Source organism: Lentzea indica (assembly GCF_012184385.1).
Taxonomy (GTDB): domain Bacteria; phylum Actinomycetota; class Actinomycetes; order Mycobacteriales; family Pseudonocardiaceae; genus Lentzea; species Lentzea indica.
Genome location: NZ_VSRL01000114.1, coordinates 1 through 12579, shown reverse-complemented (window position 1 = coordinate 12579; position 12579 = coordinate 1). Strand labels below are relative to the sequence as shown.

14 protein-coding genes are annotated in these 12579 nt (G+C 68.8%); 10 read left to right on the top strand and 4 right to left on the bottom strand.

Features of this window, described 5'->3' with window-relative positions; all coding sequences use genetic code 11:
• Window positions 1-50: 50 nt before the first annotated feature.
• The 4 genes from FXN61_RS27400 to FXN61_RS27385 are packed head-to-tail and all read left to right on the top strand — an operon-like array spanning window position 51 to window position 3346.
• Window positions 51-818 carry an enoyl-CoA hydratase family protein gene (locus FXN61_RS27400; RefSeq protein ID WP_167976903.1) on the top strand — a complete coding sequence of 256 codons (768 nt, stop codon included), beginning with the start codon at window positions 51-53 and terminating at the stop codon, window positions 816-818.
• Window positions 793-1590 carry a CoA transferase subunit A gene (locus FXN61_RS27395; protein WP_167976902.1) on the top strand — a complete coding sequence of 266 codons (798 nt, stop codon included), beginning with the start codon at window positions 793-795 and terminating at the stop codon, window positions 1588-1590. The genes FXN61_RS27400 and FXN61_RS27395 overlap by 26 nt, the downstream gene beginning before the upstream one ends.
• A complete protein-coding gene (locus FXN61_RS52800) occupies window positions 1587-2300 on the top strand; it encodes a CoA-transferase subunit beta (protein WP_167976901.1) in 714 nt (237 codons plus the stop codon). The genes FXN61_RS27395 and FXN61_RS52800 overlap by 4 nt, the downstream gene beginning before the upstream one ends.
• The gene (locus FXN61_RS27385; protein WP_167976900.1) at window positions 2297-3346 is read left to right on the top strand and encodes an NAD(P)H-dependent flavin oxidoreductase; all 1050 of its coding nucleotides are present in this window, start codon (window positions 2297-2299) and stop codon (window positions 3344-3346) included. The genes FXN61_RS52800 and FXN61_RS27385 overlap by 4 nt, the downstream gene beginning before the upstream one ends.
• On the opposite strand, the gene FXN61_RS27380 is transcribed toward FXN61_RS27385, so the two are convergent.
• The 4 genes from FXN61_RS27380 to FXN61_RS27365 are packed head-to-tail and all read right to left on the bottom strand — an operon-like array spanning window position 3330 to window position 6912.
• Window positions 3330-4460: an acetyl-CoA C-acetyltransferase gene (locus tag FXN61_RS27380; protein WP_167976899.1), complete on the bottom strand. Its 1131-nt coding sequence runs from the start codon at window positions 4458-4460 to the stop codon at window positions 3330-3332. The two genes, FXN61_RS27385 and FXN61_RS27380, sit on opposite strands and share 17 nt — an antisense overlap.
• 12 nt (window positions 4461-4472) lie before the next feature.
• Window positions 4473-5084, bottom strand: coding sequence for a TetR/AcrR family transcriptional regulator (locus FXN61_RS27375; RefSeq protein WP_167976898.1), 612 nt, complete (start codon window positions 5082-5084; stop codon window positions 4473-4475).
• A gap of 14 nt (window positions 5085-5098) precedes the next feature.
• Entirely contained in the window at window positions 5099-5842 is a 744-nt protein-coding gene (locus FXN61_RS27370) for an SDR family oxidoreductase (RefSeq protein WP_167976897.1), read from the bottom strand.
• Complete coding sequence (locus FXN61_RS27365; RefSeq protein ID WP_167976896.1) at window positions 5839-6912, bottom strand: acyl-CoA dehydrogenase family protein; 1074 nt, start codon at window positions 6910-6912, stop codon at window positions 5839-5841. The genes FXN61_RS27370 and FXN61_RS27365 overlap by 4 nt, the downstream gene beginning before the upstream one ends.
• 43 nt (window positions 6913-6955) lie before the next feature.
• On the opposite strand from FXN61_RS27365, the gene FXN61_RS27360 reads away from it, so the two are divergent.
• The 6 genes from FXN61_RS27360 to FXN61_RS27335 all read left to right on the top strand — a co-directional run.
• Complete coding sequence (locus FXN61_RS27360) at window positions 6956-8431, top strand: FadD3 family acyl-CoA ligase (protein WP_167976895.1); 1476 nt, start codon at window positions 6956-6958, stop codon at window positions 8429-8431.
• Entirely contained in the window at window positions 8428-9258 is an 831-nt protein-coding gene (locus tag FXN61_RS27355) for an enoyl-CoA hydratase (protein WP_167976894.1), read from the top strand. Before FXN61_RS27360 ends, FXN61_RS27355 begins: the two co-directional genes overlap by 4 nt.
• Window positions 9258-10349, top strand: coding sequence for an acyl-CoA dehydrogenase family protein (locus FXN61_RS27350; RefSeq protein WP_167976893.1), 1092 nt, complete (start codon window positions 9258-9260; stop codon window positions 10347-10349). Before FXN61_RS27355 ends, FXN61_RS27350 begins: the two co-directional genes overlap by 1 nt.
• Window positions 10346-11149, top strand: coding sequence for an acyl-CoA dehydrogenase family protein (locus FXN61_RS27345; RefSeq protein WP_167976892.1), 804 nt, complete (start codon window positions 10346-10348; stop codon window positions 11147-11149). Before FXN61_RS27350 ends, FXN61_RS27345 begins: the two co-directional genes overlap by 4 nt.
• The gene (locus tag FXN61_RS27340) at window positions 11146-12171 is read left to right on the top strand and encodes an acyl-CoA dehydrogenase family protein (protein ID WP_312878026.1); all 1026 of its coding nucleotides are present in this window, start codon (window positions 11146-11148) and stop codon (window positions 12169-12171) included. Before FXN61_RS27345 ends, FXN61_RS27340 begins: the two co-directional genes overlap by 4 nt.
• 31 nt (window positions 12172-12202) lie before the next feature.
• Window positions 12203-12579, top strand: a 377-nt coding sequence (locus tag FXN61_RS27335) for a YbaB/EbfC family nucleoid-associated protein (RefSeq protein ID WP_167976890.1), incomplete at its 3' end; no start/stop codon positions are given.

Sequence of the window (12579 nt, the reverse complement as noted above, 5' to 3'; positions counted from 1 at the left end):
TCCGGCACTGCTAAGTTACCAAGCAATCGCTTGGTTCGGAAGGCGGCGCGATGGGAATCTCCAGCAGCCACACCGAAAACGGCATCATCGAAGTCACCATCGACTATCCCCCGGTCAACGCCATCCCCTCGCACGGCTGGTTCGAGCTGGCCAAGACGATCACCTGCGCGGGCGAGGACCCTGAGGCGCGGGTCGTCATCCTCAGAGCGAACAACCGCGGGTTCTGCGCGGGCGTCGACCTCAAGGAGATCCAGCGCTCCACGGGCCACGACGCACTCATAGCGGCGAACCGGGGCTGCGCCAAGGCTTTCGCGGCCGTGTACGACTGCGAGGTGCCGGTCATCGCCGCGGTCAACGGCTTCTGCCTCGGCGGCGGCATCGGGCTGGTCGGCAACGCGGACGTCATCGTCGCGTCCGACGACGCCACGTTCGGGCTGCCCGAGGTCGATCGAGGGGCCCTCGGCGCGGCAACGCACCTGGCCAGGCTCGTACCGCAGCACCTCATGCGGACGCTGTACTACACGGCCCGCAACGTCAGCGCGCAAACCCTGCACCACCACGGCAGCGTCATCGAGGTCGTGCCGCGCGCGCAGCTCGACGACGCGGCCCGGGAGATCGCCAAGGAGATCGCGAAAAAGGACCCCATGGTGATCCGTGCGGCCAAGGAGGCGATCAACGGCATCGACCCCCAGCGCGTGCACACCAGCTACCGCTTCGAGCAGGGCTTCACCTTCGAGCTGAACCTCACCGGCGTGTCCGACGACGCCCGACAGGCCTTCCTGGACGGAAACTATGCGCGACAAGCGAATGACAGCTGACGAGGTCGTCGGCGAGATCAAGGACGGCATGACCGTCGGCATCGGCGGCTGGGGCTCCCGGCGCAAACCGATGGCCCTGGTCAAGGCGATCCTGCGGTCCGATGTCAAAGACCTCACCGTCGTCACTTACGGCGGCCCGGACGTCGGGCTGCTGTGCGCGGCCGGCAAGGTGCGCAAGCTGGTCTACGGCTTCATCTCGCTCGACTCCATCCCGTACGACCCGTGGTTCAAGCGGGCCAGGGAGACCGGCGCGATCGAGGTGCTGGAGCTGGACGAGGGCATGTTCCAGACAGGGCTCAGAGCCGCCGCGCACCGGCTGCCGTTCCTGCCGATCAGGGCAGGCCTGGGCTCGGACGTGCTCAAGTACGCACCGGAGCTCAAGACCGTCCGTTCGCCTTACGACGACGGCGAAGAGCTGGTCGCCATGCCCGCTTTGAAACTCGACGTCGCGCTCGTGCACCTCAACCGCGCGGACCGGCACGGCAACGCCCAGTACCTCGGGCCCGACCCGTACTTCGACGACCTGTTCTGCCTGGCAGCGGACCGGCGTTACGTCTCGTGCGAGCAGATCGTGGAGACGTTCGACGGACCACCGCAGACGTTGCTGCTCAACCGCATGATGGTCGACGGCGTGGTGGAAGCACCGGGTGGCGCGGGGTTCACGAGCTGCGTCCCCGACTACGACCGCGACGAAGCCCTTCAGCGCGAGTACGCCGAAGCAGCTGCTGATCTCGAGAAATGGCCGGGCTTCCACGAAAGGTTCCTGGGATGAGCGACATCACGAGAGCCGAGGTCTGCGTCGCCGCCTGCGCCGACCTGTTCGCCGGCGCCGGTGAGACGCTGGCCAGCCCGATGGGGCTCATCCCGTCCCTCGGCGCCAAGCTCGCCCGCCTCACCACCGAGCCCGACCTGTTGCTGAGCGACGGCGAGGCCTACCTGCTCACGCCGGAGTCCACTGTGGAGGGTTGGCTGCCGTACCGGAAGGTGTTCGACGTCGTCGCGCACGGCCGCCGGCACGTCGTGATGGGCGCGAACCAGGTCGACAGGTTCGGCAACCAGAACATCTCCGCGATCGGCGACCACGCCAAGCCCACCCGGCAGCTGCTCGGCTTCCGCGGCGCGCCTGGCAACACCATCAACCACCGCACCAGCTACTGGGTGCCGCGGCACAGCCCGCGAGTGCTGGTCGACGCCGTCGACGTGATCTCCGGCGTCGGCTACGACCACGCCGTCGGGCCGTTCCACGACGTCCACCGCGTCGTCACGAACCTCGCCGTCCTCGACTTCGACACGCCCGACCACTCGATGCGGGTGGTCTCAGTGCATCCCGGGGTCTCGATCGACGAGGTGCAGAAGCAGACGTCGTTCCCGCTCGTGGTCCAGGACGTCACCGAGACCCGGCTGCCGACCGACGAGGAGCTGGAGCTGATCAGGACCAGGCTCGATCCGAACGGCAAGCGGGACAAGGAAGTCCCGTCGTGAGGACCGCGCTCACCGACCTGGTCGGCGTCCGGCATCCGGTGGTGCAGACCGGCATGGGCTGGGTCGCAGGCCCACGCCTGGTGTCCGCGACCGCCGAGGCCGGTGGACTCGGCATCCTCGCCTCGGCCACGATGACCTACGGCGAACTCGAAGCCGCCATCAAGGAAACTCGTTCTCGCACGTCCGCCCCGTTCGGCGTGAACCTGCGCGCGGACGCCCACGACGCGCAGGACCGGATCGACCTGCTGATCCGCGAACAGGTGAAGGTCGCCTCGTTCGCGCTGGCCCCGAAACCCGACATGATCGCGAAGCTGAACGACGCCGGCGTCGTCGTGATCCCATCGATCGGCGCGGCCAGGCACGCGGAGAAGGTCGCGAAGTGGGGCGCCCACGCGGTGATCGTGCAGGGCGGCGAGGGCGGAGGCCACACCGGCGGAGTGGCGACGACCCTGCTCCTGCCGAGCGTGCTCGACGCCGTCGACATCCCGGTGATCGCGGCGGGTGGGTTCTTCGACGGACGGGGCCTCGCCGCCGCACTCGCGTACGGCGCGGCCGGCATCGCGATGGGCACGAGGTTCCTGCTCACCCAGGAGAGCACGGTCCCGGACGCGGTGAAACACGCGTACCTGCAACGAGATCTGAACGGCACGGTCGTGACCACCCGAGTCGATGGCCTGCCGCACCGGGTGCTGCGCAGCGATCTCGTCGACCACCTCGAACGGTCCGGCCGGATCAGCAGCCTGGTGAGAGCGCTCACGAACGCGGCCAGGTTCCGCGAGCACACCGGACTGTCCTGGCGCGCGATGATGCGTGAGGGCCTGGCCATGAAGCACGGCAAGGACCTCACCTGGTCGCAGGTGATCATGGCCGCGAACACGCCGATGCTGCTGCGCGCCGGCCTGGTCGAGGGCAGGACGGACGCGGGCGTGCTCGCGTCCGGTCAGGTCGCCGGCCTGCTCGGCGACCTGCCGACGTGCAAGGAACTCATCGAGAACATCGTCGAAGACGCCGAGAAGATCATCGACCGGCTCAGAGACGTTCGATGATCGTCACGTTCGCCTGACCGCCGCCTTCGCACATGGTCTGCAACCCGTACCGGCCGCCGGAACGCTCCAGCTCGTGCAGCAACGTCGTGAACAACTTCGTGCCCGTGGCGCCGATCGGATGCCCCAGCGCGAGCGCTCCCCCGTTGACGTTCACGCGACCCAGATCGACCTTCAGCTCCTTGGCCCACGCCAGAACCACGGACGCGAACGCCTCGTTGATCTCGAACAGGTCGATGTCGGAGATCGACATCCCCGCTCGCTCCAGTGCGTACCGCGTGGCGCGGATCGGCGCGGTCAGCATGTAGATCGGGTCGGAGCCGCGGGCCGAGATGTGGTGAACCCGAGCCCTGGGCGTCAACTTGTGCTCGCGCACAGCCCGTTCCGAGACGACCAGCACCGCCGAGGCACCGTCGGAGATCTGCGACGACAACGCGGCGGTGGTCCTGCCGCCTGGCCGCAACGGTTGCAGCGCCGCCATCTTCTCCGCACTCGTGTCCGGGCGCGGGCACTCGTCGGCCGCGACGCCGTTGACCGGCGCGATCTCGCGGTCGAACCGGCCCTCCTTGATCGCGGTGATCGCCCGCAGATGGCTCTGCAGCGCGAACTCCTCCATGTCACGCCGCGACAGGTCCCACCGCACGGCGATCAGGTCGGCCGCACGGAACTGGGAGACCTCCTCGTCGCCATACCGGTGCCGCCAGCCCTCGCACCCCTCGAACGGGCTCACCGTCATGGCCGACCCGATCGGCACCTGCGACATGTTCTGCACGCCGCCCGCCACCACGACGTCGGCCGTGCCGCTCATCACCGCCTGCGCCGCGAAGTGCACTGCCTGCTGGCTCGACCCGCACTGCCGGTCGACGGTCACGCCCGGCACCTGCTCCGGGAATCCCGCGGCCAGCCAGGCGGTCCTGGCGATGTCGCCCGCCTGCGGGCCGACGGTGTCCACGCACCCGAAGATCACGTCGTCCACGTCAGTCGGGTCGACGTCGACGCGGTTGAGCAGCGCCGTGATCACGTGCGCGCCGAGATCGGCGGGATGCACGCGGCTCAGCTCGCCACCGCGCCTGCCCACCGGGGTCCGCACAGCCTCGATGATGTACGCCTCGGCCACGAAGGCCTCCTTCTACGTCTTGGGCCGCACCGGCTTCCTTTTCGGCTGGCGCCCGGTAGCGATGCCGTCGAGCAAAATCGCGAGATACTGGTCAGCCACGGCCTCCGCGGACAGTCCCCCGTCCGGCCGGTACCACCGCACGGCCACCCACACCGTGTCGCGGATGAACCGATAGGCGAGATCCACGTCGAGATCGGCGCGGAACACGCCCTCGCTCATGCCGTCCTCCAGCAGCACCGTCCACAGCTTGCGGAACTCCACGTTGCGGTCGTCCAGGTAAGAGAACCGCTCCAGCGGCATGAGGTGCTTGGACTCGTTCTGATAGATCGCGACCTCGGCGTGCCGCGTGTCGATCGCCTCGAACGACGCCACGACCAGGGCCTTCAGCGTCTCCTTCGGCCCGAGACCGGCGTCGACGATCTCCCCGTACCGCGTGAACAGCTCGTCGAGGAAGGTCCGCAGGATCTCGTCCACCATCGACTCCTTCGAGTCGAAGTGGTGGTAGAGGCTGCCGGACAGGATGCCCGCCGCGTCCGCGATGTCGCGCACGGTCGTCTGCCCGTACCCGCGGTCGGCGAACATCTGCGCCGCCAACGCGAGCAACTCCTGCCTCCGGCCACTCATCTGCCGTTCCTTCCTCACGGATGCTGACTGCTCACCGAGACGACCTCGCCCGTCATGTAGGACGAGTAGTCGCTGGCTAGGAACACGATCACATTCGCGACCTCCCAGGGCTCGGCGGCGCGCCCGAAAGCCTCACGGGACGCCAGTTCGGTCAGCAACTCCTCACTGGTGACCTTGGTCAAGAACGGGTGCGCCGCCAAGCTCGGGGCGACCGCGTTCACCCGGATGCCGTGATCCGCCACGTCCATCGCGGCGCAGCGCGTGAGCGCCATGACCCCTGCTTTCGCCGCCGCGTAATGGGCTTGCCCGCGTTGGGCCCGCCAGCCGACGACACTCGCGTTGTTAACGACAACACCGCTTCGCTGGGCGACCATTTGGCGCAACACGGCCCTGGTGCACCGGAACGTGCCGTTCAACGTCACGTCCAGGACCCGCGACCACTCGTCGTCGGTCATGTCCAGCACGGACTTCTCACCGCCGAGGCCCGCGTTGTTGACCATCACGTCGATGCGGCCGTAGCGCTCGACCGTCTCGTCGACGAGCGCCTGCACCTGCTGCTCGTTGGTGACGTCGCACGGGATCGCGTGATCGGAGCCGAGTGCCTCGTGGGTCTCCTTGAGGCGACGCTCGTGCCAGTCGCTGATGACCACCTTCGCGCCTTCTTCAAGGCACCGTTTCGCAGTCGCCGAGCCGATGCCCGTGCCCGCCGCCGCGGTCACGACGACGACCTTGTCCCTGAGCAGGTCGTGTCCGGTCATCGCGGCAACCCCAGGATCCGGTGGGCGATGATCTCGCGCTGGATCTCGTCCGAGCCGCCGAAGATCGTCTCCGCGCGACCGAACAGGAACATGCGCTGCCACTCGGCGCCGTCGATCATCGACTCGGGGCCGAGCGCGTCCATGGCCAGTTCGCCGAGCCTGCGGTGCCAGCCCGCCCAGAACAGTTTCAGCACTGAGGCCTCCGGGCCCGGGTCGTCGTTCAGCGTTCGCAACGTGTGTGAGCGCATGACGTGCAGTTCGAGCCACGCCCTGGTGAGCCGCTCGTCGTCGGGAGCCTTGGCCATGATCGCGTCGAGTTGCCTGCGGAAGCTGACCTGGTGCCCGAGCATCGCGGTGCCGCGTTCGAAGCCCAGGGTGGCCATGGCGATCTTCCAGCCTTCACCTGGCTGTCCGACGATGTTTTCGCGCGCCGTGACCGCGCCGTCGAAGAAGACCTCGTTGAACTCCGACGTGCCGGTCAGCTGGCGGATCGGCCGCACCTCGACGCCGGGCTGGTGCATCGGCACGAGCAGGTACGACAGGCCTTGGTGGCGCTGGGAACCCGGTTCGGTCCGGCACAGGACGAAGATCCAGTCCGAGTAGTGCGCGTTCGACGTCCAGATCTTCTGGCCGTTGATCACCCACTGGTCGCCTTCGAGGGTGGCTCGCGTCGACACGTTCGCGAGGTCAGAGCCGGCGCCGGGTTCGGAGTAGCCCTGGCACCACAGCTCGTCCAGCGCGCGGATCTTCGGCAGGAAGCGTTCCTTCTGCTCGGGCGTGCCGAACGCGATGAGCGTCGGGCCGAGCAGTCCCTCGCCCACGATGTCGACCTTCGCGGGCGCGTCGGCCTCGGCGTACTCCTCGTGGAAGACGACCTGCTCCTCGACGCTGCGCTCGCCGGGCCAGCCGAGGCACGTCCACCCGTGTGCCGCCAGGTGCCGGTGCCACCGCAGCCGTCCCTCGAACGCCTCGTGCTCATGGCCGGGCCCGCCCAGGCCCCGCAGCTCAGCGAACTCACCGACGAGGTTGGCGGACAACCATTCCCGCACCTCGCGCCGGAAGGACTCCATGCGCCATACTCTAACCTACCAAGCACTTGCTTTGGAGGGCGTGATGGCCAGCGATCCAAGCAGGCAAACGGTTTCAGCTGTGCTCGACCGCGCTGCTTCGCTCTTCGGCGACGCGGAAGCGTTGGTGGACGGGGAGGTTCGCCTCACCTACACCGCGCTTCGGGCACAGGTGCACACCGCCGCGCGCGCACTCATCGGGATGGGTGTGCAGCCGGGTGACAGGGTCGCCCTGTGCGCACCCAACTCGCGGCACTGGGTCGTCGCGGCGCTCGGGGCGTTGCACGCCGGTGCCGCACTTGTCCCGATCAACACCCGGTTCACCGCGGCCGAGACGCTCGACGTGCTGCGCAGAAGCAAGGCACGCGCGTTCATCGTGGAGGGCTCGTTCCTCGGCCGCGACCGGCTCGCCGAGCTGCGCGGTGAGAAACTCCCCGAGGTCGTCGTGCGATTACCCGTCGACTGGCCCGACCACGCCACGAACCTGCCGTCGACCGATCCGGACCAGCTCTGCGACGTCATGTACACGTCGGGTACGACCGGGCGCAGCAAGGGCGCGATGAGCGCGCACCGGCAGTCTCTCGGCGTGGCGGAGGCGTGGGCGTCCTGCGGCGAGCTGTCGTCGGCCGACCGGTATCTGATCGTCAACCCGTTCTTCCACACCTTCGGCTACAAGGCGGGGATCCTCGCCTGTCTGCTGCGCGGCGCGACGATCGTGCCGCAGCCGGTGTTCGACGTCGCCGAGACCATGCGGCTGATCGAACGGGAACGGATCACCGTGCTGCCCGGCCCGCCGACGATCTACCAGTCGTTGCTCGACCACCCCGATCGCGGTTCGTTCGACCTGTCCAGCCTGCGGCTCGCGGTGACCGGGGCCGCCGTGGTGCCCGTGGCGCTGGTCGAGCGGATGCAGTCAGAACTGTCGTTCTCGACCGTGCTCACCGCCTACGGGCTCACCGAGGCCGTGGTCGCCACGATGTGCCGCCCTGAGGATTCGCCGTCGACCGTCGCGCACACGTGCGGACGGCCGATGGCGGGGTTCGAGCTCCGGCTGGGCGAGCAGGACGAGGTGTTGCTGCGCGGTCCGAACGTGATGCTCGGCTACCTCGATGATCCGGACGCGACCGCGGCCGCCATCGACGCCGACGGGTGGCTGCACACCGGCGATGTCGGGCGCGTCGACGAACGCGGTTACCTCTCGATCACCGACCGGCTCAAGGACATGTACATCTGCGGCGGTTTCAACGTCTACCCGGCCGAGATCGAGCAGGCGCTGGCCCGGCTGCCGGGAGTCGCGGAGTCGGCCGTGGTCGGGGCCTTCGACGAAAGGCTCGGCGAGGTCGGGGTCGCGCACGTCGTGACGTCACCCGGCGTCGAGCTGACCGAAGCCCAGGTGATCGAGTTCTGCCGCGGCCGGCTGGCGAACTACAAGGTGCCGCGCGCGGTCGAGTTCCATCCCGCGCTCCCCCGCAACGCCGGCGGCAAGGTCCTCAAACACCTACTGCGCAAGGAGAACGCGTGACAGTCTCGTATGAGCGGCGTGACGCGGCCGCCGTCGTGACCATGAACCGCCCTGAGTACCGCAACGCGCAGAACTCGGCGATGACCTACGCGTTGGACGAGGCCTTCACGCGCGCGGTCGAGGACGACGAGGTCAAGGTGATCGTGCTGGCCGGGGCCGGCGACCACTTCTCCGCGGGCCACGACATCGGCTCGCCGGGCCGGGACGTCGACGTGTCGTTCGAGCGCAAGGCCGTGATGTGGTGGGACCACGTCGGCCGCGAGGGCGGTGATCTCCGCTTCGCCCGCGAGATGGAGGTCTACCTCGGCATGTGCCGGCGGTGGCGGGAGATCCCCAAGCCGACGATCGCGATGGTGCAGGGCGCGTGCGTCGCAGGCGGCCTGATGCTGGCCTGGGTGTGCGACCTGATCGTGGCCTCCGAGGATGCGTTCTTCGCCGATCCCGTGGTGCGCATGGGAATTCCGGGCGTCGAGTACTTCGCGCACCCGTGGATGCTCGGCCCGCGCGCCGCCAAGGAGGTGCTCTTCACCGGCGACCGGTTCTCGGCCCAGCGCGCCTACGAGTGGGGCATGGTCTCGCGCGTCGTGCCGCGCTCGTCACTGGAATCGGAGACGTTCCAGCTCGCTTCGCGGATCTCTTCGATGCCACGGTTCGGGCTCGCCCTGGCGAAGAAGGCGGTCAACCAGTCAGAGGACCTCATGGGCATGCGGGCGGGCATGGACTCGGTCTTCGGGCTGCACCACTTCGCCCACGCGCACAACGCCGAGGTGAGCTCGGACGCGTTGGCGGGCATGGACGCCCGCTCGATGAAGAAGGCCTCCGGCTGATGGATCTCTCACTGGACTCCTCGACCCTCGAGTTCCAGGCCGAGGTGCGCTCGTGGCTGGCCGCACACGTCCGGCCACTGTCCTCGATGGACACCGCGCCGGGCTTCGAGGAACACCGCGAGTGGGAACGCCGGCTCGCGGCGGCACGGTTGTCGGTGGTCTCCTGGCCCGCTGAGTTCGGTGGCCGGGACGCCTCACTGCTGCAGTGGCTGGTGTTCGAGGAGGAGTACCACGCGGCGGGCGCACCTGGCCGCGTCTCGCAGAACGGCATCTTCCTGCTGGCACCGACGTTGTTCGCGCACGGCACCGAGGAGCAGCGCTCCCGGATCCTGCCCTCGATGGCGCGGGGCGACGAGGTGTGGGCGCAGGCGTGGTCGGAACCGGAGGCCGGGTCCGATCTGGCGTCGTTGCGCAGCACGGCGGTTCGGTGCGACGGCGGCTGGCTGTTGCGCGGCCAGAAGACGTGGAGCTCACGGGCGGCGTTCGCGGACCGGGCGTTCGGCCTGTTCCGCACCGGTCCGGGCGAACGGCACCGCGGCCTGACGTACCTGCTGTTCGACCTGCGCGCCGAGGGCGTGACGGTGCGCCCGATCAACCAGCTCGACGGCGAGCCGGGGTTCGCCGAGATCTTCCTGGACGACGTGTTCGTGCCGGACCGCGACGTGGTGGGCGAGATCGGTGACGGCTGGCGCGTCGCGATGAGCACCGCGGGCAACGAACGCGGGCTCACGTTGCGCAGCCCAGGCCGGTTTCTCGCCGCCGCCGGCCGGTTGGTGGAGCTGTACCGGAAGAACCCGGATCCGGCGTTGCGGGACCGGGTCGTCGACGCGTGGATCGGCGCCCAGGCGTACCGGCTGCACACGTTCGGAGCTCTCTCGAACCCGCCGTCCGGGCCGGCCGCCAGCGTCACGAAAGTGTTCTGGTCGGAGCTGGACGTGGCGCTGCACGAGACGGCGCTAGACCTGCTCGGCGAGGGTGCCCCCGGCTGGCGGGACGGCTGGTTGTTCTCGCTCTCCGGGCCGATCTACGCCGGCACCAACGAGATTCAGCGCAACGTGATCGCCGAACGACTCCTGGGGCTGCCGCGATGATGTTCACGCTGTCGCAGGAACAAACCGACTTCGCCACGGTTCTGCACGACTTCCTCGGGGCGGGGAAACGGGATCTGGCCGAGGTCGGCGCCGACGAGGTGACCGACCCGGTCGACCTCGTGGTGGTGTTCGAGGAGCTGGGACACCACGCGGCGACCGGGCCGCTGATCGAGTCGCTCGCCGTACTGCCCGCACTCGGCGCTGGGCCTGGCTCGGTGGCGTTCCCACCGGACGTTCCCCACGCGGTCGAGGCCGATCGGTACTACCTGGTCGAGGGTGACGCCCTCCGGGAGGCCTCGCCCACCGCCGAACTGTCCTCAGTGGACCCGTCCAGAAGGCTCGTCGAGCTCGCCGCCGGCCCGGTGATCGCCACCGGAGTGCCCACGACCCGTGCCTTCGACCTCGGCGTCCTGATGTGCTCGGCGCAGCTTCTCGGACTCGGCCGCGCGATGCTGGAGATGACCACCGCGCACGCCCTCGCGCGCACCCAGTTCGGCAAGCCGATCGGCTCCTTCCAGGCGGTCAAGCACCACCTCGCGAACGTCCTGATCGGCCTCGAACTCGCGCGGCCGCTGGTGTTCGGCGCGGCGGTGACCATGACGACCCGCGACGTCTCCGCCGCCAAGGTCGCCACGTCCGACGCCGCCTGGCAGGCGGCCCGCGTCGCCCTGCAGGTGCACGGCGCGATCGGGTACACCGCCGAGCACGAACTAGGCCGGTTCCTGCTGCAGACCCGAGCCCTCCGCACCGCGTGGGGCAGCCCGTCGATGCACCGAGCGCGCGTGCTGGAGGCGTTGTGACACCGGAACAACTCGCTCTGCGTGACGCCGTCCGCAGCCTGCTCGACAAGCACTCCGACGTCCGCGCGGCGATCGAGACCCCGCACGGCTACGACAAGGACCTGTGGGCGCGGCTGTGCGACATCGGGGTGCTCCCGATTCCGGAGCAGTACGGCGGATCAGGCGCCGGGCAGGAGGAAACCCGTGTGGCACTCGAAGAACTCGGCCGCACCCTCACTCCGGCACCGTTGCTCTCCTCGGCGATCGTCGCGCAAGCGCTCTTGGCGACCGGCGACGAGGAAGTGTGCGGCCGGCTGCTGCCGCGGATCGCGGACGGGACTGTTGCCACACTCGTCTGGCCATGGGACACCGCCGAGATCACGACGACCCCGGCCCTCGATCATCCCGAGGTCACCACCACCGTCGCGACCGCGTCCCTCGACGGCACCAGCCGCTACGTGCTCGACGGCGACCTGGCCGAGATCCTCCTGGTGTCCGACGGCACCTCCCTGTACGAGGTCGACCCCGGCCAGCCAGGCGTCATCCGCGAACACACGCCGACGATGGACCTCACCCGCCGCCTCGCCACCGTCCACCTGACCGGCGCCTCGGCCACCCGCCTCGGCCCGTGGTCGTCCCGGATCCGCGACATCGCCCTGGCCGCACTGAGCGCGGAACAGGTCGGCGCCGCCGCGAGAGCACTCGAGCTCACCGTCGAGTACACCAAGACCAGGGTCCAGTTCGGCAAGCCCATCGGCTCGTTCCAGGCGCTCAAGCACCGCATGGCCGACCTCCACGTCCTGGTCGAGACCGCGCGGTCGGCGGCACTGGCGGCCACCGACGAGAAGTCCGCGGCGGTGGCCAAGGTTTACTGCTCTGAGGCGTTCTTCAAGGTGGCGGCGGAGATGGTCCAGCTGCACGGTGGAATCGCGATCACTTGGGAGCACGACGCGCACCTCTACTTCAAGCGGGCGCACGGAAGCGGCCAGTTGTTCGGCAGCCCACAGGTCCACCTGGCCCGACTAGCTCGTTCTGTCCCATAGGTAATCGCTTTCCTGCCTAGACTTCGATCTCGTGGACGAACGAATCCTGGATCCGGACGGCGCACGGGAACGGCTCGCCGCGTGGAAGGGCAGGATCGACAAGCTGGCCGCCGACACGAAGTCGATGAGCGAGCAGATGCAGGAACTGCGGATCGTCGCGAACGACCCCGAGCGGATGGCCGAGGTCACCATCGACTCGACGGGTTCTCTGGTCGCCCTGAGGCTCACCGACCGGATCGACCGCGTCACGCCGGACGTGGTGGCGTCGACGATCATGGCGACGCTCCGGGCGGCACGCAGGCAGCTCGCGGACAAGTCGCAGCAGATCATCGCGGACACCATGGGCACGGAGTCGGCGGCGGCGCGGGCCATCGCGGAGAGCGTCGGACGGCACCTGGGCACCGAACC

Bases quoted from the DNA above. Each gene is read 5' to 3' on its own strand.
- FXN61_RS27400 (WP_167976903.1), top strand. From the start codon at position 51: ATGGGAATCTCCAGCAGCCACACCGAAAACGGCATCATCGAAGTCACC.
- FXN61_RS27395 (WP_167976902.1), top strand. From the start codon at position 793: ATGCGCGACAAGCGAATGACAGCTGACGAGGTCGTCGGCGAGATCAAG.
- FXN61_RS52800 (WP_167976901.1), top strand. From the start codon at position 1,587: ATGAGCGACATCACGAGAGCCGAGGTCTGCGTCGCCGCCTGCGCCGAC.
- FXN61_RS27375 (WP_167976898.1), bottom strand. From the start codon at position 5,084: ATGAGTGGCCGGAGGCAGGAGTTGCTCGCGTTGGCGGCGCAGATGTTC.
- FXN61_RS27370 (WP_167976897.1), bottom strand. From the start codon at position 5,842: ATGACCGGACACGACCTGCTCAGGGACAAGGTCGTCGTCGTGACCGCG.
- FXN61_RS27365 (WP_167976896.1), bottom strand. From the start codon at position 6,912: ATGGAGTCCTTCCGGCGCGAGGTGCGGGAATGGTTGTCCGCCAACCTC.
- FXN61_RS27360 (WP_167976895.1), top strand. From the start codon at position 6,956: ATGGCCAGCGATCCAAGCAGGCAAACGGTTTCAGCTGTGCTCGACCGC.
- FXN61_RS27350 (WP_167976893.1), top strand. From the start codon at position 9,258: ATGGATCTCTCACTGGACTCCTCGACCCTCGAGTTCCAGGCCGAGGTG.
- FXN61_RS27345 (WP_167976892.1), top strand. From the start codon at position 10,346: ATGATGTTCACGCTGTCGCAGGAACAAACCGACTTCGCCACGGTTCTG.